This is a genomic window from Pseudotamlana agarivorans (genome assembly GCF_001642835.1).
Classification (GTDB): domain Bacteria; phylum Bacteroidota; class Bacteroidia; order Flavobacteriales; family Flavobacteriaceae; genus Pseudotamlana; species Pseudotamlana agarivorans.
In genome coordinates, this window is the sequence record NZ_LXEI01000001.1 from 686,335 (window position 1) to 709,742 (window position 23,408).

Sequence of the window (23,408 nt, forward strand, 5' to 3'; positions counted from 1 at the left end):
TAATAATCTAAAAAACATTTATTTCAATTTGATTATCCTCCTCCTAGGCCTAAATCTCTTGAGGTTTGGTCTGGGGTTGTGTTAATCGATATCACATCTAATTTTGCTGAAATTCTAATAAGCTCTACTACCGTATTTGCAGTGTTCACTTCAATACTTTGCTGAACAGAAAAATCCTGCCTCATAATACCTAATTGCTGTTGTGCTAATTCAAAATGATATTTAGTAATGTCATGTTGTGCTCTAAAAAGCCCTGTTAATTCACTACCCGTTTCTTCGGTTAGCTCTCTTCGTATGGCCCCTTGAAGTCCTGCGGGTGTACTTTCCGAACTTTCAAACCCTTCAAAACCTAAAGCTTTCATTTCTTTATTAAACGCTTCCATAGCTTCAATAGCAGGATTGATAGCGGGATTAATTGCCTCCGAAAATCTTTGAATATCATCTATCCAACTTTGATCTCCACCATTTTCAAAAGACGCCGCCATATCTTCTTGTAAATCATCAAAATACTGCTTAAAAAAACTATTCTTTAATTCTTCTAGGAATAGTCTATTCATCACATCGTTTAACGAACTCATAAAGTTTTCGGCAGCATCACCACCTTCTTGGAATGCAGAAACTAACGCATCAGAAAGATCATCCCCTAACTGCCCCGCAAAATCAGAAATGATGTTTTTCATTTCATCTACAGCATCGTTATATTCGTTTAATGCTTCTTTTGCATTTTCAAGCATGCGACGTGTTCCTTCATCTGTAATATGGCCAGCTTCATCCATTACTACAAAGAAATCTAGCCACTCTTCAGTTGAAAAATTAGCCATATCAGCCGAAGTTTTACCCATAGCAGACAATGTGCTCTCAAATGATTTTTGAAGCTTTTTCAATGCATCTTGTGAAACATTTAAATCTGAATAACCTCCAAAGATTGAAAGCGGGTCGAAAAATCTTGAAGCTGCAACGTTACCATCCTTAAAAGGGTCTGTTGTAAAGAAATCAGGTATAAAAACATCGCCTAAAATATCTTCAATAGAGAAATCCCTGTTTTCGGTTTTAGTACCAAACAACAATCTGTCACCAACGCCCTCTGCCGAAAATATGCCCTCTTTAGACAACGTTTCCATGGTTTTAACTAATTGCTTTTCGCTTTCGAATTGGCGTTGTAAAGCATCACTAAAATCAGTTTTGTAATAAGAATCTAAGAATGCACTAGAGTTTTTTTCTATATCAAGGCGTTCCCTTCTTATTTCATTAATTTTAGCCTCCATACTTAGTTGATCGGCTAAGGCTATGTTATTTTGTTTTTGGGCATTCAATTCCTTATTGAAATCTTGGGTGCCGATCTCTTGCATTAGGCCCCCGGCTTGAATGATTAGACCCACTAAGCCTGAAGCTTTCTCAAGACTTCCTGCACTTGAATCTCCCATCACGGCAATAGCATTACCTAATTGAACTGCCATATTACCAACTGCGGCCGTAATGTCATCACCTGCTTGAGACATTACACTTCCAACTTCGTAAAAATAATCACCTATTTTCTGAGCTTCCTGGGTATTTATCTTTGCTAGGTTATTATTCTTCAACTCATCAAAAACCTCTAGAAGTTGATTTACCTGACTTTCATCAAAACCTAATTCTATAAGCTCCTTAGAATCTAATGCTATTTGCTGTATTTTATCTTCAATTTGGCTCAACTGACCTAAAGTAGCAGCGTTTAAGTTTTGGAAGTTTAAATCTGTTTTAAGCAATGCAGAATCTAGAACATCTTCTGGAATGTTTTTTAATAAAGTGGCTGTATCTGCAAGGATATCCTTCTTTTGCTTTTCGTACTCTTTATTGATGCTTTGAGCACGTTTTTTTATGGTTTTTTCGTCAAGCTCTTGAGTGTATTTAGAAAGTTTTTCAAGCTGTAATTTTCTTATTTCATCAGCCTTTTTAAGCTTATCATTTCTGTCGTCTGCAATTTTTTCAAGGTTAAATTCTGGAAGGAAAATTGGCTTCTCAATTTCTTCTCTAATCAGATTTATTTTCTCCTCGATAGCTTCAATAGCCGATAAATCCAAAGGGGTTTTCGGAATCAAATCAACATCACTACTCGCAGCAGTATTTATAATTTGCTTCTTTTTGGCCTCGTTGTCTTTAAACTTATCTAATTGATTTCTTAGGAATTCGGCAAAATTATCACCTTGTTTTAATAAGGTTTTATATTCTGCATCAGCCGCTTCTTTTCCTAATTGATCGATATAGTTTTGATAGCCTTCATATTGTTTTCTTCGGCTGTCTAGTATATCTTGATAGGTGTCGTTTTCAGACTTTAAATCATTTTCAGGTTTTATATTTGGCTTGAATTCTAGAATAGCTTTTCGTTTCTCTGCTGCTTTCCTAATTTCTTCATTTTCGGACTCTAAATAACTTGCTAGTCCTTCGGAATCATTTATACTGCCAATATTGGTTAACTGCTCTAAAACATCCTTACGTGCCTTGTATGCATCTTGAACTACTTTTAATGTGGAATTACTAAACTCTAATAATTCTGAAACATCTGAAGCTTCTCTAATACGCTTTAAGGCTTCAACTTGATTGTTCGCATTATTCCATTGCGCGGTGTTTAGCTTTTCATTTCTTTGAGTTAACTCTTGAACAATATCACTTTGTACTTGAAGCTGTTTATTTAAGCCAAATTGAGCGTTTACTTGAGATTCAAGATTATTTACTGATTCCTGAGCAAACCCTTTAATTGTGTTTTTTACTTTGTCACCAGAATTTAGAACTTGATCGAAAGCTCCTTCTACACCTTGCAGTTGTTCTTTTACAGCAGCTAAGATGTTTGTGTCTGACTCTTCGTAGTTAAGGTCGAAAGTGATGCCTCTATCTTTTGCAATAACTTGCAACCTAGCTAAATGTTTATCAAATTTAGTTTGAGAGTTTTCGATACTAAACTCAATATCTCCTTGAAGATTAAGCGCTTCTCTTAATTCGTTTTGCCTCTTTTCGTATTTGTATCGTAATTTATAAGCATTATTAATCTGGTCTAGAACTGTTAAAAGCTGTTCATTAGAAACTGTTTCAGAATCTATGCCTTTAAGGTAATCAGGATAAGAGTTAATAATTTCTCTTACAATTTTTGCACGCTCGGCACTATCTTCGTTTACAGACTGTAAAGCGATTCTAAGTCTGAATAACTCTTCACGCTGTTGGTTGTAGCTTTTCTCTAATTTATTGCCCTCTTCTAAAGCTTTATTTAGCCCTTTTGCAATAGTGTTGCTCATGGTTAAAACAACTTCACCAATGCCTTTTGTAGATGCTTTAATTCTATTTTGTAGAATTTGTAATTGATTCGTGTTTGAGGACAACATTCTATCTGTTGCATCGGACGCCGCTCCGGTAGCGTTTGAAACCGCTTTTAAATCTTCGGCCGCCCCTTTAGCATTTTTCCCCGTTGTACCTAAAATAGCCCCAACAGCTTCAATGGTACCAACCATTTTTTGTAGCTCTACTTGACTTCCATTTGCTTCATCAGATAGTACACCAAAAGCTTCTTGTAGTGTTAGTGTTTCGCTCCACCCGTCACCTAAAACTTTATTTACTCCCACAATTGCAGCTCTAATTTGAGTCATTGCCTGGGCGGTTGGTACCCCTTGTTTTGTTAATGTAGCAATAGCAGCACTTACTTGATTGAAATCGATGTTCGCAGATGCCGCAATTGGCGCTACGGTAGACATGCTTGAAGCTAATTCTGAAAAAGTAGTTTTACCTAATTGAACGGTTTTAAATAGAATATCGGCAACATTCTCGGCCTCTTCTGCATCTAGTTTAAAAGCATTTAAAACGGTTGTTATTCCGTCGGCTGCCGTGATGGTATCGGTTACACCCGCTGTAGCTGCCTTGGTAGCTGTTTCTAATAGTTTTAAACCTTTGGCACCATCATAACCAGCACTAACAATTTGGTAGTATGCTTTGGCCAGTTTCTCTGGTCCGTCTGGACTAATTCTAGAGAGATTGAATACCTGATCGGAAATGCCTTTAAAGTTCTTTTGTGTAGCCTCAGAAATTGTTTCAACTTCCTTCATCGCGTTTTCAAATCCCTTGGCTAACTGATAAGCATCGGCGGCAATTTTAGAGAATGCCACGGTTGCCCCAACAGCCAAAGCTGCAAAAGGATTTATTTTAGCGATACTACTAGATAGACTTTGAACTATGTTAACAACATCTTTTGAATCAGACTCAAGTCCCTTTGTATCAATTCCTGTTGCAAAATACAACGAGTTATCTCCGCTTACTATAGGCATATTAAAATCAAAATTTATTATACTACATTAAAAATCTTTAAATACGAAGGCTAGCAAATCACTCTTACGGGTTATTGCAGCAGCACTACTAATTACATCGTAGTTTTTAGCTTCTACATAAGCGGCATAACTCATGGCAGCTACACCAATAAGAACTAAATCCGTATGATAACTAGATGCAACTTCAGTAGCAAACGCCTCCCCTTTGTCACGTCCTATTTTATTCTTTCCATTAAAAACACTTTCAACTACTTCTCCATGGTCCAAAATGATATAACCAATAGAGCTTCTAAGGTTTCCGCTTTTGTCTTTGTAATTCCCTTTCAATCTTGCTTCACTAACAAACTCTTCTCCCATGTATTTCAAAGCGAGAATGAACTTATTATTAGTGTCAATTTTAAACTGATCGACAATCCCTTGAACCTGAGATCTGTTAAATAATGGTTTTAATCCAGCCATTTTTAACTATCAATATTTACCTTAAGCAAAATCACATAAACACATTTGTCTAAGGTTGGATTATAAAAAGTTTCAAATTGAATAATACGGCTACTTTGATTTTGCATGAAAGTGTTGCATTCAGTTATATCTTCAAATTTGTGTGCCTGAATTTTAGTTCTGTTAATATCGTTTCCTAATAACATAATAGTTGATCTTTTAAAATGTTTTACTTAGTAACAATGTAAAATATAGATGCGCTTCGAACCGTTAAAAAATTTAGTTAATTCCGTAGTTGGATTGGATTTTACAGATTCCCGTAAAAGAATGTTTGAGTTTGGATTTAAAGAAGACTTAGACTTTACGCCAATTTTGACGAAAAAAACAAATTAACTCAAAAAAAAACGGGCAAATTGTGGGCAAATAAAAAAGGCTTCAAAAGAGTAAAACCCTATGAAGCCTTATTATTACTAGTGGAGAAGACGGGATTCGAACCCGTGACCTCTTGACTGCCAGTCAAGCACTCTAGCCAACTGAGCTACATCCCCAATACTAATATGTTGTTTAAAACAACCTTGTAAAAGTATACAATTATCTGTAATTACATCACATTTTTTTATGACAAAAATTCGCTCTTGTAAATAGATTTAAACAACCTCTAGCAATTCAGCGGATATTAACAAATTAAAACAATGTTTTAAGCCCTGTATAGAGCATCCACCTGCCATTTACCACATCGTATTGAGGCTCAAAAAAGAGGTTAAAAACCGTATTTGAAGGCTTAAATATTTTACCTATACCAGCACCTAAAGGCACTTCATGCTGTCCGTTAACAAAATTGAATAACATACGCGGATGACTTCTAAAATACCAACCTTTATCGAAATCCTTATACAAACCTGGCTGAAATTCCATAGTAAATATATCGTCGCCACCTTGAAGGGTTGTTAAAGTAATCGCTTTCCAAGCTCCAAATTTACTTACAGAAACGAAATTAACACCTCCGGCCATACCACTGTTGTGGATATAACTAACCACACCACCAACACCATATTGATGCTTTCCATTTTTAGATTGAAATAACCTGGCTACTAATAAATTGGCGCCATTAAATTCATTATCCGAATTATAATTAAACTGCTGTTCTGCCGTAACTCTAACAAACCATTTGTTTAAGGTTATGTTTCCTAGTATCTGTAATCGCGAATAATCGTCGCCATAAAAACGATTCCAGATTCCAAAAGTAGGACTTGGGTCTATAGGGTTATTAGCATCTTGAGCTGTACCTATTTGTATAAATAATAAACAAATAATTATGTAGATACTTTTTTTCATCATGTTGATACAGGTTTTTAAAAATGAGGATTAAAATCAAGTGACATTTACCTTGGTTCGCACTAAGCTTTAGCATTTTTTGTAAAAAAGGGCAGTCAACCTATTGGACGACTACCCTTTTACATTCTTTAAATTAAAAAATATTAACTAGAATTTATTTTAATTTTGTGGTTTTGATGTCATTGTTTGTACAACCTCATCAATAGACAATGAAGAACCTTTAACCGGAGGGTATTCTTTAAATGTAGAAAGGAAATTTGTAGCCAATTGTTGTGCTGGCACAAACATCCACATATTTTCGGCATACCATTTTAAGTATAATCCAGACGTATATGAAACCTCATAGGGATCTGCTCTTAAATTAATAACAACCGGCCAGCTAGGCGTTTTACGATAAGCTTCATTAATGGCACCTTCCATAATTGTAAAGTGCAATTTAAAGTCTTTATAACGTATCGCGTTTAAGTTACCTGCAGCATCGAAATAAAAAATTTCTTTACGCGGTGCTTCTTTAACTTCACCTTTAAAATATGGTAGTAAGTTATACCCATCTAAGTGAGATTTAAAGGTTTTACCATTTGCACTATACCCGCTTAACATTTTCTTTTTTAAATTAGGTTCACCTGCAGCAGCAGCTAATGTTGGCATCATGTCTTCATGAGAAAAGATGTCATTATAAACGCTTCCTGGTTCGATAACACCAGGCCAACGGATAGCACATGGTACACGGAAACCACCTTCCCAAGTCGTTCCTTTTTCACCTGCAAAAGGTGTAGAACCACCGTCAGGCCAGCTAAATTTTTCTGCACCATTATCGGTAGAATACATGATAATCGTATTATCTATAATACCTAATTCTTCTAATTTGTCTAGAACACGTCCTACAGCAGCATCATGCTCTAACATCCCATCGCCATAAATACTAATTCCAGATTTTCCATAACTTTCATCCGACAAGTGCGTCCATACGTGCATTCTAGTAGAATTTAACCATACAAAAAACGGCTTACCATCGGCATGCGCTTTTTCTATAAATTTAATGGCTGCAGCTTCAAATTCCTTATCTACAGTTTCCATTCGTTTTTTGTTTAATGGACCTGTATCTTCAACTTTACCATCTGCCGTACTATGTAGCACTCCACGAGGTCCATATTTCTTTTTAAATTCTGGATCTTTTGGATAGTAATAACCTTCTGGCTCCTCTTCTGCATTTAAATGATATAAGTTTCCAAAGAATTCATCAAAACCATGTTGCGTTGGTAAATGCTCATCACGATCACCCAAGTGATTTTTACCAAATTGTCCAGACACATAACCATGTGGCTTCAAAACTTCGGCAATAGTCGCTTGATTATCTTGTATCCCTTGCTTCGCACCAGGCATTCCAATAGTAAGTAATCCTGTTCTAAATGGGTGTTGCCCTAAAACGAAAGCAGCACGACCAGCTGTACAAGATTGTTGTGCATACCAATCGGTAAACAAGGCGCCTTCTTTAGCAATACGGTCAATATTAGGCGTTTTGTATCCCATCATACCGTTGTTATTAAAACCTACATTACTCCAGCCAATATCATCGCCCCAAATAACAAGGATATTAGGTTTTTTTTGTGCATACACACTAAATACCATACCACAACCAAGCAGGATGGATAAAAGTTTAATTTTTTTCATAAACATTGAATTTTATTAATTAATGTAATAAATATACACAAAAAAAAAAAACGCAACAACTTAATACACAGAAACAAAAAAGTTAATTCCAAAGCCATGATATAGGTATATTGTGAATTTTAAAATAATGAAATCCTAATCTAAAGGATGAGATTAAAAAGAGTATCTAGCGGTATTGTTTGTTTATTAAACTTCCAAAAACCTCAACAAAACATGGACATTTTGGTAAAATAAAACTCATAGAATAGCAACACCTTTACCCCACAAACCAAACAAAACGTTAAATATTTTTTTATTTCTAAACGATTGTTTAGTTTTGTCCTGTATTTAAAAAAGTATGGCCAGACAAAAAGCATATAGAGAAGAAGAGGTAATCGAAAAAGCCATGAATTTATTCTGGCGAAACGGTTATGAAACCACGTCTATGCAAATGCTTGAAAAGGAAATGGGCATTAATAAGTTTTCCATTTATGCCAGTTTTGGAAATAAAAACGGCGTGTTTTTAGAGAGTTTGAAATGCTACAAGCAGAAGTTAAACATCTTAATTGACACATTAAAGCAATCGAAAAACGGGGTTCTAGGCATCAAACAATATTTCTATGACTTTATTGAATTTGCTAAAGAAAACGAATTTGGCAAAGGCTGTTTGGTAACCAATACCGCCAACGAATTACAAGATGGTGCCAACGATGCAATAAAAAATGTCCTATCAACCTTTACAGGTGAAGTCAAACAAGTTTTTGCAGATGTTTTAAAACAAGATGCCTCAAATAACGAAGCAACCATCGAGCAACAAGCCGATTTTTTAATTATTGCAATGTTCGGACTCGCCTCTGCCACGAAAGTTTTTACCCCAACACAACTGGAAAACTATATAGAACACACCTTTAAAAGGCTGTAATATTTTTTTAACCTATTTCTAAACGATTGTTTAGAAATAAAACAATAATAAAATTTTAAAAACAAAGATTATGAGCACAAAAGAAAAAAGTACCACCTTAACAAATCATAGTATTGAAACAGCGCCAGAAGGTAGCAAAGCTTTACTTCAGAAATCATTAGACGCCTACGGATTTATTCCAAATCTACACGGGGTTTTAGCAGGAGCTCCAGGTTTATTAGAAGGCTACCAAATACTTCACGAACTGTTTTCAAAATCTTCATTTAATAAAGACGAGCTTACCGTAGTATGGCAAACCATTAACGTAGAACACGGTTGTCACTACTGTGTGCCTGCACATACAGGTATCGCCAAACAAATGAAAGTGGACGATGCCATTACTGAAGCATTAAGAAACCAAACAGCATTACCTAGCGAAAAACTTCAAGCGTTGCATAATATGACTCTTTTGGTAACTAAGAACAGAGGTAAAGTGTCAAAAGACGCCATTAAAACCTTTTACGATGCTGGTTATAATGAAAGACATTTATTAGAAATCATTTTAGGTTTATCTCAAAAGGTAATAAGCAACTATACCAACAGTATTGCCGAAACACCTGTTGATGAACCCTTCCAATCATTTGCATGGGAAAAGTAATTTAAAAAATTCAAAAAAAGAGCCAGTTTGTTAACTGGCTCTTTTTGTTTATACCCTAAGCGCCTTCATACACCACATTAAAAACAGTCTATCTTATCAATACAATTAACTATTTACGTTCAAACACCCAAGTTATAAATGTAAAACAACTGGTTTTGGTTCTTACGAAAAACCATTAATTTAAAAAACTCTATTTTTGATCATGTAATTTCGCCCCCTCACACTTATTATAAAAAGATTAAAGAAAACTAGTTTATGATAAAACACAACTAATTTTAGGAATTTTTAAACGCCCCAGCCAAATCAAAAATGCCTAAATTATTAAGTCACTTTATTCTATTATTGACACTGAGTCTATCGCAAACTGGAGTTGCCCAAGATACCGATATCGATGGAACAGCTTCAAAGAAAACCATTCCTATAATAGATCAGGAGAAAGCCCGTGTTTTAAAAGCCTTTCAAGATTTTAATAACGGTGATCCCCATATTGTAAAAACAGCCAACCACTTATTAGCAACTAGCAAAACAAGCTACGCAAAAACAGCGGCCAATTTACTCTTAGCGTATTATTACAAGAATAAAACGGCTATCGATTCTTCTATTTACTATGTAAACCAATCCTTAAAGTATAATACACAAAGTAGCGATTCTTTAAGGGCCCGTGGTAACGCCATTGCATACAACATTCTCGCCATAAATTACAAGAATAAAGGACTGCTAGATGAAAGTAAAAAATGGCATCAAAAAGGTATTTCTGAAACGCAAAAATTCGAAGAAATTGATTTGTATTATACACATATCCATGGATTAGCATTAACCTATAGCACTCTTGAAAACTACGAGGAGGCCCTAATACATTTTAAAGAATGCCTAAAGTACAATAACGACCCCGAACTTATTATGGGCAGCTACATTAACATGTCGGACATATATACGCAGCTTAACAAATTTGATACCGCCATTTCATATCTAGAAAAAGCCAAGAAATTAGCCGATAAAAGCCAGTCTAGTCAAGCTCATGCCGTTATTGCCCTTAATTTAGGTATTAACTATGAAAAATTAAGTAAATACGAAGAGGCTATAACTCAATACACCAGTGCCAATACAATCGCAGAAGAATTTAATTTACATACCATCTCCCTAACCGCAAAAAATAACTTAGGTGGTATTTTCACATATTTAGGCCAATATCAAGATGCCGAACTCATCCTCTCATCTGCCCTACACGACGCTATAACTTTAGGGCTTCTTGCCGATGAAATGGATATTTACAATGCCTTAAAATTCCTTGCGGCAAAGAAAGAAAATTATAAAAGTGCCCTTGATTTTTCTAACAAATCATCACAGCTTAAAGACTCTATTCATCAGCTCCAAAAAGATGAAGACATCAATATTCTGGAAGTTAAATACCAAACTCTAAAAAAAGAAAAAGAAATTAGACTGTTAACCGTTGAAAATGCCAACCGCGATTTAGAACTAAAACATCAAGAAGAAGCCATAAAAAACCTACGCTTAAAACAACAAATCAAGCAGCAGGAAAATGAAAACATGCTTCTGGAAATCACCAATACCAAAGAAAGAATACAAAACGAAAATATCATATTAAAAAAGGATAGCGAACTTCAACAGGCTGAAGCTAACCGACAAAAAACCATTCGGAATATTATAATCTATTCGTTTATAATCATGCTGCTTCTCGTTATTGGCTTGCTTATCATCTATTATCAAAAACAACAAACAAAACACGAACTCAACAAACAACGTGAAGAAATTAGCGCACAAAAAATAGCGGCTTTAATTAAAGATCAAAAACTAAAACTAATTAACGCAGCTGTTGAAGGAAAAGACAAAGAACGTAAACGTATTGCACAAGAACTCCATGATAGTATTGGCGGGAATTTAGCCGCCATAAAATTACAGCTTAACAACTCATCAAATCTAGATAATGCTCCCCTATTTAAAACGATTAGCACACAACTAGACGATACTTACGAGCAGGTTAGAAACCTTTCTCATAATTTAATGCCTAAAAAATTTAAAGAGCAAAAATTTAGTAACATTTTAGAGGAATACTTTAACAATATTGGTAACAGTAGCAACCTAACAACAACTATTTCGGTGTACCCTAGAGCAGAAATTGATGCTTTAATGGAGACCATACAAATTGAAATATTTAAAATTATTCAAGAACTTATCGCTAATACCATTAAGCACGCAAAAGCATCAACCATTACCCTCGAATTAAATGTATTTGAAGATCATCTTAGTATGCTATTTGAAGATAACGGTTTAGGCTTTGAAACTAAAAACGCCACCGATGGCATTGGTTTTAGAAACATAAAAAGCAGATTAAAAAAAATAAAAGGCAGCCTGAGTATCGATTCTAGAATAAATCGTGGCACTATAATAAATATTGAAATCCCAACCCAAACCTTAGCCCAAAATGACCTATAACCTCATTATTGTAGACGACCATAAAATGTTCCTGGATGGTCTACTTAGTATTCTTAGTCATGAAAAAGATTACCATATTTTACTTACCGCACAAGACGGTAGGCACATTGTAAAATATCTAGAAGTAAACCCGAATGAGAAGATAGATTTAATTATCACTGATATTTCGATGCCAGAATTAAATGGTATAGAACTTAACCATATTATAAAACAACGTCATAACTCGATTAAAACATTAGTGGTAAGCATGCATAACGATGCGCACATGATTAATACCCTTATCGATCAAGATGTTGATGGATACGTACCCAAAAATGCCGAAAAAGAAGTTTTTCTAAAAGCTATAAAAACCATTGTAAACGGAGAAAAATATTTCCCTGAAGCCATAAAAGCTATTTATTTAGACAATAAATTTTCCCAAAAACAGCAAGAAGCCATTACACTTACGCAAAGAGAAATCGATGTGATTACGCTCATCGCGGAAGAATGTACAAGTCAGGAAATTGCAGATAAACTCTTTTTAAGCAAGCATACTATTGAAAGTTACCGAAAAAATATCATGTCTAAACTTCAGGTTAAAAACCTTGCAGGTTTAACCAAATATGCACTAAAAAAGGGGTACACTAATTACGATTTAAAATAAAGCACTAGTCACGAACTAATAGTATTTATCATACCTACGAAAACCTTCACCAAAGCGGTAGCTTAAAACAATACCATGGGTGTTATTAACAGGCATATTTCTTAACGTTTGATTATAATTATAAACAAACTTTAAATGGTTGGTGATTCGAAATCCAACAAGAACATTGAGGGACTCATTGGTTTTATACCCAACCCCTAGCTCTAAGTTATTTTCATAGTTAACTATAGTATTCAATTCAATTTGAGCTGGAGCGCCAGGTTCATATTTTGTTAGTACGCTAGGCTTTACCAAGAAACGCTTCGCACGAGTTACATAAAAACGATATCCCGCATAAGCATAAAACGGATTACTCACTTCGATATTTACGCTATCATCAGATGATAAGTGATCACTTAAAAGGTTTGGTGCCGATAAACCCAGATAAAAATGTTCGCGATTATAAAGCACCCCTATTCCTAAAGTTGGAATGGTAGCACCTACATTATTAGCGAATTCTATATCATTTGAAATATTTAATTCCGATAAGTTTTCATTATAAATAGCCATACCTGCGGTAATTCCAAAAGACAGTACATTAGGGTTATAAGTCCACCAACGACCACCTCTATTCGGGTTTTTAAAAAATATTTTATAGGCATATGACACAAATGCACTGGAGGTACGACTTACCCCTATTTTATCGCTATATACGCCTGCTCCAAGTCCAAAACGCTCCGATTTTAAAGGCGTATTAAAAGTTAAACCGATATTCTTTGGACTACCTTCAAATTGATTAAAGTACCCTAAATTCGTTAAGGTTAAATCGGCATCGGGATAATAACCGGCATGGGCAGGATTAATCACCACCGTATTATAATTATAATTAGCAAATACCGGTGTTTGTTGTCCAAAAACAGTACATACCATCCCGCTAGATAACATGAGTGCTATCCCTATTAATAATTTTCTCATAAATTAACGCTTTAAAACAAGGAAGCCTGTTTCTTTTTTCAAATTGTGATTACCTTCTATGTTTATACTGAAGAAATAAGTGCCTTCTGGCAATTCATCTGCTCCTAATTGTCGCTTTCTATTAGCTATGCCTCTAAAAACAGTGGTTCTGTTGTTATAGCCTCTAACTTCGAAAACTACATCACCCCAACGGTTATATATGGAAACCGTGTTTCTCGGATACTTTTCAATCTCATGAATTTTCCAGTAATCATTTACCCCATCTCCGTTAGGAGAGAAACCATATTTGGTTTCATCGTCTTCTTGCTCATTTACATAAACCGTAACCGTATCCTCAACATGACAACCTTGAGTATTGGTATAGCTTATCGTGTATGATGTGGTTTCTGTTGGGGTCGCTATCGGGTTGACAATTTTAGAATTATTCAATCCTGTAACCGGCGACCAGCTTATTGTCCCAACTCCTGAAACTACGGCTTCAAGCTGAACCTCATCACCCTCGTCTATTTCTACATCGTCTCCTGCTTCTACAACACACGGAACAATAGGAGCTTCTTCAATAATAGTCACGTCAAAACTACAGGTCGTCGTATTTCCAGCAGCATCACTAATTTCAAAAGTATTTGTAGTTGTTCCTATTGGAAATTCTGCACCCGATGCTAGTCCAGCAATTTGGGTGGTTGTAGTTGCCGAACAATTATCAGCTCCCGTTGGAACGCTGTAGTTTATCACTCCAAAAGAGGTACCATGTGCAATTTGTTGCGTTATATGAGACCCACAATTTACTGTTGGGTTGGTGGTATCGTGTACCGTAATAATTTGTTCGACATCAATAGAATTACCTGCTTGATCAGTCACCCGATAGATTCTGGTAATGATTTCTGGGCTGGTATTGCCATCACTTATATCGCCTACAAAAGTTACTATTGGTAATGGGGTACAATCATCGGAAGCATCGGTAATTACCTTAATATCTTCGGAAGGCACATCGTTAGCACATTGCACATGAATTGCAGAAGGGGCACTTGCCGTTGGGTTGGTAGTATCGCTTAGGCTACAATCTGTGATAACTTCTTCTTCGATATCCACATTAAAACTACATGTTGCCTTGTTTCCTGCCGCATCACTAACTTCAAAAGTTACTGTAGTGCTACCTACTGGGAAAGCTGAACCTGATGCTAAACCTGCAACTTGAGTTATGGTTCCAAGGTCACAATTATCGGTTCCAACAGGTGTTGCGAAGGTTACTACAGCAGTTGATAACCCTGAATCCACGGTTTGGATGATATCTGATGGACAAGTAATTCCTGGGTTGGTGGTATCGTTAACCGTAATAGTTTGTACAACATCTATAAAATTTCCTGCAGCGTCTGTAACACGATAGGTTCTGGTGATAGTTTCTGGATTGGTATTGCCATCACTAAGATCACTGATGAAGGTTACAATTGGAGTACTACAATTATCGGAAGCATCATTAATTACTGAAATATCTGCTGAAGGCACATCGCCCGAACATTCTACATTAATTGAAGCGGGCGTACTTGCCGTTGGATTAGTGATATCGTTTATAGTAATGATTTGTCCAACATCTATAAAATTTCCTGCAGCGTCTGTAACACGATAGGTTCTGGTGATGGTTTCTGGATTGGTATTGCCATCACTCACATCACTAATGAAAGTTACAATTGGAGTACTACAATTATCGGAAGCATCATCAATTACGGAAATATCTACTGAAGACACATCGCCAGAACATTCTACATGAATTGAAGCGGGCGTACTTGCCGTTGGAGTAGTGGTGTCGTTGATGCTGATGATTTGTTCTACATTTATTGAATTTCCTGCAACGTCTGTAACACGATAGGTCCTGGTGATGGTTTCTGGATTACTGTTGCCATCGCTAACATCACTGATGAAGGTCACAATTGGGGTACTACAATTATCGGAAGCATCATTAATTACGGAAATATCTACTGAAGGTACATCGCCAGAACATTCTACATGAATTGAAGCGGGCGTGCTTGCCGTTGGATTAGTGGTATCGTTTATAGTAATGATTTGCTCAACATCTATAAAATTTCCTGCTGCATCCTCAACACGATAAGTTCTGGTGATGGTTTCTGGATTGCTATTGCCATCGCTTACATCGCTTACAAAAGCAACTGTAGGTGCTACGCCACTATCATCGGCTTCATCGGTGACTACGTTAATGTCTGCCACAGGAACATCCCCTAAACATTGTACGTTTACGGCTGCTGGGTTACTGGCCGTTGGATTTGTGGTATCTGTTAAAGTAATAGTAACATTAAAACTTTCCTCGGATACACCACAACCCGTGCCTGGATCGTAAGCATATAAGGTTACGGGGTAGCTCGGAAAATCGGAGTAACTTAGTACATCGCCTATTTCGTATGTCGTTCCTGCACCGCCGGTTTGCGTATAATATTTTTCGTTTCCAGATAAATTTGCCCCAACTATGCTTGGCAACGTATAACTATCGGCCACGTTAGCATCGCTAATGGCTGTTATTAATGGTGATACTACTTTGCCACCATCGGTAATGGTCCAACCAAATGTATCCATTATATCTTGACGTTCAGTTTCAGCCGTACAGTATTGACTATTTCCGCCATCAAATGCGACACCCGATTGTAAATTTTGAGCACTCCAGCCTTTTAAAAGGGCATCGTAATTAGCTACAGATAAGGTAGCACCTGCCAACATTTCACTCATATCGGTTACAAGCTCTACATTCCAATTTCCTAAGTTTTGATCAAAAGAAGTCACCGCATAAAACATCCTATCCATATTAATAACGCTCGAAACATCCCAAGAACCTATATCTTGGTTAAAAGCTTCTGCGCTAGAAAACATATGAGACATGTCGGTTACATTTTCTACATTCCAATTTCCTAGGTTTTGATCAAAAGCTTCTGCGAGAGTAAACATAGCACTCATATTAATAACACTTGAAACATCCCAGGAACCTATTTCCTCATTAAATGCTAGCGCATTGAAAAACATACTCTTGGTCGTAATAACATTGGAGACATCCCAAAGATTTAGATTTTGATTAAAAGCTAATGCTTGGGAAAACATATAACTCATGTTGGTAACACTTGAAACATCCCAAGAGCTTATATCTTGGTTAAAAGCTGCTGCCTTATTGAACATATATGACATATTGGTAACATTGGATACATTCCATAAACCTATATCCTGATTAAAAGACGTCGCTTCTCCGAACATAAACCTCATGTTAGTAACACTTGAAACATCCCATGAACCTATATCTTGATTAAAAACTTTTGCTTGAGAAAACATGTACTCGGTACTAATAACATTGGATACATCCCAACTGCTTATATCTTGATTAAATACCTCTGCCCCGTTAAACATATTTCTCATCGAAGTTACACTAGATACATCCCAATTGCTTAAATCTTGATTAAAAGATGTCGCATAAGCAAACATGCTCCCCATATTAACTACACTAGAAACATTCCATTGACTCAAATCTTGATTAAATTGAATTGCCTCTTTAAACATATTAGCCATAAAGGAAACTTTTGAAACATCCCAGTTACCAATACCATAATTAAAATTAAACGCCTGATTAAACATAGAGCTCATACCTGTAACCTGTGACAAATCTGGAACATCAATACTTGTATTGGTAATATTAATATTCGAACACCCGTAAAAAGCACTATCCATGGAGGTCCAGGCGATATCTCCCCATTGCTCTATGCTTTGTATTTTGTCTTTATCACCTGTGTTATTAAAATAAATTCTAGGAAAATCACCTGAAATACTTACGGTGTGCGTACCTGCAGTGGTGTATATATGGGTTGCATCTCCAGTTTGATTGGTTTCTACCGTACCGTCTCCCCAATCAATCGTATAATTATAACCAGTTCCTGTGGTAGGTACCGTTATAGATTCATTTGCTGTAGTGGTTTCCCAAGTGGTGATGAAGGGCGCTGTTGGTTCTGCTAAGGTTGTTACATTATCACCACTAAAAATTTCGCCTTGGTTTCCTGCAGCATCTTCCAAAAACAAATACACATCATAAGTGGTATCTGGAGATAAGGATGAAATAACTTCTGAAATATCGGTATTTGCAGTATCCATTAAAAAACTACCATGCGCTACAGCTCCAGTTCCAGAAAGTATCGTGTTGTAGTTATTTACCGGAGCCGTTGTTCCTGGAAAAATAGCGTAATGAATGCTGCCTGTTTCTGGTCCATTAACTACAAAAGTAAAACCTGAAGTAGTCAAATTTCTAACCACATGAGTGATTAAAGGGTTTGCATAATGATCGCCTCCAAAAACCACATAGGCAGCCCCATCACCACTGGTAGCGGCTCTATCTCCAAAAATAAAATCCATGATACCATCGCCATTCATATCTCTACCGCCATCAATAGGTCTTCCTACATTTGAATTGCTAAGGGGTATTTTAAATCCATTAGTACCATCCAATGTCGTTGGATTAAAAGATGAAGGAAAGCCTGCATTGGTACCAAATACAACATAATCACCAGACCCGGCTACAATAAAATCATCTATACCATCATTATTTATATCGCCCGTTGGAGCTGCACATAAAACATAATTTTCTAATACAAATCCGTTAGTACCATTCAGGTCGCTAATGGCTAGTTTAGCAGAAAAGGGACTAGTTGATCCAAAAATGATATTGTTTTCGGAAAAACAATCGTCTATACCATCATTATTTACATCGCCAATGGGTCCTACAAATGTTAAAAAACCATTTCCTGTATTATCAATCTGAAAACCATCGGTTCCATCTACCGCTTCAATATCAACCAAAGCATCAAAAGGTGTGCTTTTCCCAAATAAAGCATAACTCCATGGATCTGTTAAACTATTCCAACTCCCAATAAGAATATCATTTATACCATCGTTGTTAATATCACCTGCACCTCCTACCTTATAAGAGTCTCTACTACTTGCAAAACCGCTCGTTCTAAATCCATTAATACCATCTAACCAGGTTACATTTACATTTGATGGAAAATTAGTGGTACGTCCAAATACTATCCATGATTCCCCCGACCAATGTGGGGTACCAATGATAAAATCATTAATACCATCATTATTTACATCGCCCAAAGCAGCTATATGGTTACTTCCTGGGGTATCTATTAAAAAGCCATTGGTACCATTAATATCGTTAACAGTCATTTTAGAAGGAAAAGTGGAAGCTCCATAAATAACCATTTCGTCGGCCAAAGTATTACTAGTTCCTATGATTAAATCATCAAAACCATCGCCATTAATATCTCCAGGCCCAGCCACTGTAGAACCTCTCCTTTCATCATATCCAATACCTTCTACAACAAAACCATTAGTGCCATTTAAAGAGCTTAAATCGAAAGAAGCAACAAATCCTATTGAAGATCCAAATATGATATATGCTCTACCAGACAAGTCTAGACCGTTCACTGCTTCGTTACCATTACCGAGACATATATCTTCTAGGCCATCATTATTAATATCTCCAATAAATTGTACCTCAATACCTAAATCTGTTCCGAATTCCAATCCAGGTCCAGGTATAACAAATCCATTAGTACCATTTAATGTATTGACATTGAAATTTTCAGGGTAGAGCTGCTGAGACCATGCTACAATAGAAATGAAATGACATACAACAAGGAGTACGGTAAGTTTTAATACCTGAATATGACGATGTAAACGACCCATATTTGAATAAATAAATAGTTTTCGCAAAACTATTTATCCCTACACTGCTATAAACCACCATAAATGGGGGTATTATTTTTAATATACCCCCCTGTAAACAGGGGTGATTAATTTTTTTTTATGGCACACTCACAACGTAGTACTATATTTACATTTTAAATAAAAAACAAAAACTAATCCTATGTCCCTAAAAAAACACCTCTTACTATGTATTATTTCAACCTTTATAACCTTAAATGCCTTTTCCCAAACTCCCTTTGGCATTAATCTAGCTGGAGCCGATTTTGGTTCCAATATGCCAGGAACCTATAATGTCGATTACACGTACCCTACCGAAAGCGAACTGGATTATTACAAAACCAAGGGTTTAAAACTCGTTCGATTGCCCTTTAAATGGGAACGTATTCAGCACACACTAAACGGTAATTTAAATACGGATGAGTTATCACGTATTCAAACGTTTTTACAAGCCGCAGCAGCAAGTGACATGCAAGTCATTCTCGATTTACATAATTATTGCCGCTACAAATTAAATGGGAGCGAGCAAATTATTGGCTCCAGCAACCTAAGTATTGCACATGTAAAAGATCTGTGGACCAAACTTGCCGCTGCTTTAAAGGACAGCACCAATTTATATGGTTATGGCATCATGAACGAACCCCATGATTTATTAAACAGTACACCGTGGTTTGACATTGCCCAAGAAATCATTAATGGTATTCGTTCTACTGATACTAAGACTACGATAATTGTTGGCGGTGACAGTTGGAGTTCGGCAGAACGTTGGATGACTTATAGCGATAACCTAAAAAACCTTTCTGATCCCTCCAATAAGTTAATTTACGAAGCACATGTTTATTTCGACAAGGATGCTTCGGGAACATACCCTAATAATTACGATGCCGATGGTGCCTATCCGAACATTGGCATAGACCGCGTTACTCCTTTTGTAAACTGGTTACAGGCCAATAATTTAAAAGGTTTTATTGGTGAATATGGTATTCCTGCAAACGACAGTCGATGGCTTACCGTGCTTGATAATTTTTTAAGCTACCTCAACCAAAATTGTATTAATGGTACTTATTGGGCTGGCGGACCTTGGTGGGGAAACTATATCCTATCTGTAGAACCCGAAGCGAATACAGACAAACCTCAAATGGCCATTTTAGAAAAGTACATAACCACGAATAACTCCTGCCCTACTTTAGGCTTGAATTCACTAAAAGATAAATCTAAAAACCTGAAGCTATACCCGAATCCATTCGAAAATCAAGTATTTATTACAGGATTAAATGAAGGCGATCTCATTAATATTTATAATATTCAAGGTCAACTCATCACATCTCAAAAAATAGAAAATTCAGTAATAACGGATTTAGAACATTTAACTACTGGGGTTTATTTAGTGAAACACGAGAATGAGTTTATTGGAAAAATCATTAAATAAATGGCAACAATTAACTAACACAATGATTTCCTAAAACTCATATCAATATACGTTTAAAGGGGGTATGCATTAATCCAACTTATAAATAGAAAATAACCACTGACCGTGATTTCATTTTCAGTTATCCATTTAGCAGGATATTAAGTATAATGACCATATGTTTTTGTATTATAAGACACGTAGTATTATATTCACAAACTGAACACCTTTGTGTTTTCTTAAGAAGAATAAAATAGCCCAATGAAACCCAACCATTAATCACCATGAAAAGCATTACTACAATCGCGCTATGCCTAGTCTTTAGCCTATCATTTTCCCAAGACATTCCCGAAAAAAAAATAAATTCAGAAATAGAAGATGTTACCGTTTTCATTAGCGGAGCTCAAATCACGAGAAAAAAATCTGTAGATTTAAATTCTGGAACGACTCTGATTAAATTCATTAACCTGTCACCATTTATAAATTCCAAAAGTGTGCAGGTAAAAGCCTATGGTGATGTAACGGTACTATCTGTTAACCATCAACAAAATTTTATAGACAAATTAGAGAAGCCTAAAAAATTAATTGATTTAGAAGCTCAGCTTGATAAAACACAAAGTCTTTTAACCTTAGAAGAAACACACCTTGAAATTCTAAAAGAAGAACTTAACTTTCTCCAAGAAAACAGGCAAATAGGAGGAAAAAACGAAGAGCTAAGTGTTTCAAATCTTAAAGAGGCTTCTAGCTTCTACAGCTCTAAACTCACGGCTTTAAAACTTAAAGAAATTGATCGGCTTAAAACCATTTCTCAACTTAAAGAAAAAGAGCTTGAATTTAAAAATGAAATTAATAGCATAACCAGCGAAAAAGCGTATGCCAATGGTGAAATTTTAGTAAAAGTTAAGAGCAAGAACAGTTTAAAAGCAAAATTTGAAATGACCTATGTAGTAAGTAATGCTGGCTGGTTACCAACTTACGATATTAGAGCAAAAAACATTAACGAACCCATCGAGCTTGTATACAAAGCTAATGTTAAGCAAGACACAAAAATAGATTGGAAAAATGTAAAACTACGCTTATCATCAGCCAATCCTAACTTATCGGGTGTGGCACCAGAATTAAAAACCTATTACCTTAATTACAATACTGCTCCCCCAACATATAACCGTGCCATAAATCAAGTTTCAGGTCAAGTACTTGATGAGGGCAATCTCCCAATACCTGGAGTTAATGTCATTATAAAAGGCACTACTATAGGCACAACTACAGATTTCGATGGCAATTACACTATTACAGTCCCTGAAACATCAACACAATTAGAGTTCACATATATTGGTTACGAAAATAAAATTATAAACATTACGGATGCCATTCATAATGTTAGGCTCGTAGAATCTTTAGAAGCCTTAGAAGAAGTTGTAGTCATTGGATATGGCTCTAGGAATAGAAAATCTATCTCACGAAGTGTCAATGAAAAACCAAAAAGAAAACCTGTCAATAATGCTATTCCAGTTGTTCAAAAGGAAAACCAAACTACCGTAAATTTTGAAATTGACTTACCATATTCTATTCTTTCCGATAACAAAAGTTACTCGGTTGATATGGTAACCTATAATCTTCCTGCAGACTATCAATATTACAGTATTCCTAAAATAGAAAATGAAGCCTTTTTAATTGCTAGCATTAAAAATTGGGAACAATGTAACTTATTGGAGGGTGAAGCAAACATATTTTTTGAAGGCACTTACGTGGGAAAAACACTGCTGGATGTAAGATTCGCTTCAGATACTTTGCAAATTTCATTAGGTCGCGATAAAAATGTTGTTGTTAACCGAGAGAAAATCTCCGATTATTCATCCAAAAAACTCATTGGAAGTAAAAAAGAAGAAAATAGAGATTGGAGAATCACTGTAAAAAACAACAAATCACAAACCATAAACATGCTCGTTATGGATCAAATTCCTGTTTCTAATAATGATGAAATAAAAGTTGAAGCTTTCGAATTAACAAACGGTAAACAAGATATAAACACAGGAGAAATACGATGGGAATTTAAGTTAGAACCTAGCACAAGTAAAAAAATTGATCTGAAATACGCTGTAAAATATCCTAAAAACAAAAGGTTACTTATAGAATAATAAATGTTAATGGAGAACTTAGAAAATTCGGCAGGAAAAAGTCTCATTAATTTAACTTGGAACACTCTAGATATTAAATAACCCATATAATCAAAAACTAGTCATCATAAATAATAAAAACAAGCCCTATTTTTAAATGGATTCCCTTCCATCACCCTTAATATTATTAATATCTTTGCCTCTGTTTTTTTAAACCTAAAACATATTATTTGATGAAAAATATATTAGTTATTGCAGCCCTTTTAGCAGTCTCATTTGTAAATGCTCAAGCGTTTTCGGGACAAGGTGATCAAAAATTTCAAGTAGGTGTTAACCTTCAATCTCATGCTACTGGCATTAATGTTAGTTATGATTATGGCCTGGGAGAAAATATCTCTATTGGTTTAAGTTCTAGTTATGCCTTAGGTATTTCGGATGAATTAGAAATTGTAGACGACCCAGCTTTTAAAGATCGTTTTGATGTGAAAGCGCGTTTTAATGCCAATATTGGTAACGTTATAAATATCGATGACAATTTCGATTTATATCCAGGACTTAGTTTAAGCCTTAAAAACTTCGGTGGCCACGTTGGGGCTCGTTATTTCTTTACCTCTGGTTTCGGGATTTTTACAGAAGCTCGGTTCCCAATTGCCAAGTACAATAACGACTTGACACCTGCTGAAGAGCTTTACAATCAGTTTTCAATGAATATTGGTGTGAGTTTCAATATTTAACATTTAACCATATCATTTAAAAAGCCTTTTACTCAACTAAAAGGCTTTTTTTATACTATAAAACTCATTTTAACTTGAT

The 23,408-nt window shown here is 35.7% G+C and carries 13 protein-coding genes and 1 tRNA gene; 7 read left to right on the forward strand and 7 right to left on the reverse strand.

The features are described from left to right. Positions 1-32 precede the first annotated feature (32 nt). From A6I66_RS02865 to A6I66_RS02890, 5 genes are all read right to left on the reverse strand, one after another. Positions 33-4,286 (reverse strand): phage tail tape measure protein, encoded by a 4,254-nt coding sequence (locus A6I66_RS02865; RefSeq protein ID WP_067145340.1) that lies wholly within the window; start codon positions 4,284-4,286, stop codon positions 33-35. Positions 4,287-4,313: 27 nt separating this feature from the next. Continuing rightward, positions 4,314-4,745: a hypothetical protein gene (locus tag A6I66_RS02870; RefSeq protein WP_067145342.1), complete on the reverse strand. Its 432-nt coding sequence runs from the start codon at positions 4,743-4,745 to the stop codon at positions 4,314-4,316. Between the two features lie 453 nt (positions 4,746-5,198). Beyond that, positions 5,199-5,272: transfer RNA gene (locus A6I66_RS02880), tRNA-Ala, on the reverse strand. A 136-nt stretch (positions 5,273-5,408) separates the two neighbouring features. Further along, positions 5,409-6,062, reverse strand: a complete 654-nt coding sequence (locus tag A6I66_RS02885) for a hypothetical protein (protein WP_157614041.1) — start codon at positions 6,060-6,062, stop codon at positions 5,409-5,411. A 156-nt stretch (positions 6,063-6,218) separates the two neighbouring features. Continuing rightward, positions 6,219-7,730, reverse strand: a complete 1,512-nt coding sequence (locus A6I66_RS02890; protein WP_084399435.1) for an arylsulfatase — start codon at positions 7,728-7,730, stop codon at positions 6,219-6,221. Between the two features lie 337 nt (positions 7,731-8,067). Between A6I66_RS02890 and A6I66_RS02895 the strand changes: the two genes are divergently transcribed. From A6I66_RS02895 to A6I66_RS02910, 4 genes are all read left to right on the forward strand, one after another. After that, positions 8,068-8,631, forward strand: coding sequence for a TetR/AcrR family transcriptional regulator (locus A6I66_RS02895; protein ID WP_067145348.1), 564 nt, complete (start codon positions 8,068-8,070; stop codon positions 8,629-8,631). A gap of 70 nt (positions 8,632-8,701) precedes the next feature. Next, positions 8,702-9,268, forward strand: a complete 567-nt coding sequence (locus A6I66_RS02900) for a carboxymuconolactone decarboxylase family protein (RefSeq protein WP_067145352.1) — start codon at positions 8,702-8,704, stop codon at positions 9,266-9,268. A 309-nt stretch (positions 9,269-9,577) separates the two neighbouring features. Beyond that, a complete protein-coding gene (locus tag A6I66_RS02905) occupies positions 9,578-11,722 on the forward strand; it encodes a tetratricopeptide repeat-containing sensor histidine kinase (protein ID WP_067145353.1) in 2,145 nt (714 codons plus the stop codon). Continuing rightward, the gene (locus tag A6I66_RS02910; protein WP_067145354.1) at positions 11,712-12,365 is read left to right on the forward strand and encodes a response regulator; all 654 of its coding nucleotides are present in this window, start codon (positions 11,712-11,714) and stop codon (positions 12,363-12,365) included. The genes A6I66_RS02905 and A6I66_RS02910 overlap by 11 nt, the downstream gene beginning before the upstream one ends. Before the next feature lie 15 nt (positions 12,366-12,380). Here A6I66_RS02910 and A6I66_RS02915 read toward each other — a convergent pair whose 3' ends face one another. Beyond that, positions 12,381-13,319 (reverse strand): PorP/SprF family type IX secretion system membrane protein, encoded by a 939-nt coding sequence (locus A6I66_RS02915; protein WP_067145356.1) that lies wholly within the window; start codon positions 13,317-13,319, stop codon positions 12,381-12,383. Between the two features lie 3 nt (positions 13,320-13,322). Continuing rightward, positions 13,323-19,052, reverse strand: a complete 5,730-nt coding sequence (locus tag A6I66_RS02920) for a BspA family leucine-rich repeat surface protein (RefSeq protein WP_067145358.1) — start codon at positions 19,050-19,052, stop codon at positions 13,323-13,325. A 181-nt stretch (positions 19,053-19,233) separates the two neighbouring features. Between A6I66_RS02920 and A6I66_RS02925 the strand changes: the two genes are divergently transcribed. The 3 genes from A6I66_RS02925 to A6I66_RS02935 all read left to right on the forward strand — a co-directional run bounded on the left by A6I66_RS02925 (position 19,234) and on the right by A6I66_RS02935 (position 23,329). Then, the gene (locus tag A6I66_RS02925) at positions 19,234-20,499 is read left to right on the forward strand and encodes a cellulase family glycosylhydrolase (protein WP_067145360.1); all 1,266 of its coding nucleotides are present in this window, start codon (positions 19,234-19,236) and stop codon (positions 20,497-20,499) included. A gap of 263 nt (positions 20,500-20,762) precedes the next feature. Then, positions 20,763-22,616: a DUF4139 domain-containing protein gene (locus A6I66_RS02930; protein WP_084399423.1), complete on the forward strand. Its 1,854-nt coding sequence runs from the start codon at positions 20,763-20,765 to the stop codon at positions 22,614-22,616. Between the two features lie 212 nt (positions 22,617-22,828). Continuing rightward, entirely contained in the window at positions 22,829-23,329 is a 501-nt protein-coding gene (locus A6I66_RS02935) for a DUF6646 family protein (RefSeq protein WP_067145362.1), read from the forward strand. Positions 23,330-23,408: the final 79 nt, after the last annotated feature.

Excerpts from the sequence above, each read along its gene's own strand:
- A6I66_RS02935 (WP_067145362.1), top strand. The coding sequence starts at position 22,829 with ATGAAAAATATATTAGTTATTGCAGCCCTTTTAGCAGTCTCATTTGTA.
- A6I66_RS02920 (WP_067145358.1), bottom strand. The coding sequence starts at position 19,052 with ATGGGTCGTTTACATCGTCATATTCAGGTATTAAAACTTACCGTACTC.
- A6I66_RS02925 (WP_067145360.1), top strand. The coding sequence starts at position 19,234 with ATGTCCCTAAAAAAACACCTCTTACTATGTATTATTTCAACCTTTATA.
- A6I66_RS02885 (WP_157614041.1), bottom strand. The coding sequence starts at position 6,062 with ATGATGAAAAAAAGTATCTACATAATTATTTGTTTATTATTTATACAA.
- A6I66_RS02910 (WP_067145354.1), top strand. The coding sequence starts at position 11,712 with ATGACCTATAACCTCATTATTGTAGACGACCATAAAATGTTCCTGGAT.
- A6I66_RS02900 (WP_067145352.1), top strand. The coding sequence starts at position 8,702 with ATGAGCACAAAAGAAAAAAGTACCACCTTAACAAATCATAGTATTGAA.
- A6I66_RS02905 (WP_067145353.1), top strand. The coding sequence starts at position 9,578 with ATGCCTAAATTATTAAGTCACTTTATTCTATTATTGACACTGAGTCTA.
- A6I66_RS02870 (WP_067145342.1), bottom strand. The coding sequence starts at position 4,745 with ATGGCTGGATTAAAACCATTATTTAACAGATCTCAGGTTCAAGGGATT.
- A6I66_RS02890 (WP_084399435.1), bottom strand. The coding sequence starts at position 7,730 with ATGAAAAAAATTAAACTTTTATCCATCCTGCTTGGTTGTGGTATGGTA.
- A6I66_RS02865 (WP_067145340.1), bottom strand. The coding sequence starts at position 4,286 with ATGCCTATAGTAAGCGGAGATAACTCGTTGTATTTTGCAACAGGAATT.
- A6I66_RS02930 (WP_084399423.1), top strand. The coding sequence starts at position 20,763 with ATGAAAAGCATTACTACAATCGCGCTATGCCTAGTCTTTAGCCTATCA.
- A6I66_RS02895 (WP_067145348.1), top strand. The coding sequence starts at position 8,068 with ATGGCCAGACAAAAAGCATATAGAGAAGAAGAGGTAATCGAAAAAGCC.
- A6I66_RS02915 (WP_067145356.1), bottom strand. The coding sequence starts at position 13,319 with ATGAGAAAATTATTAATAGGGATAGCACTCATGTTATCTAGCGGGATG.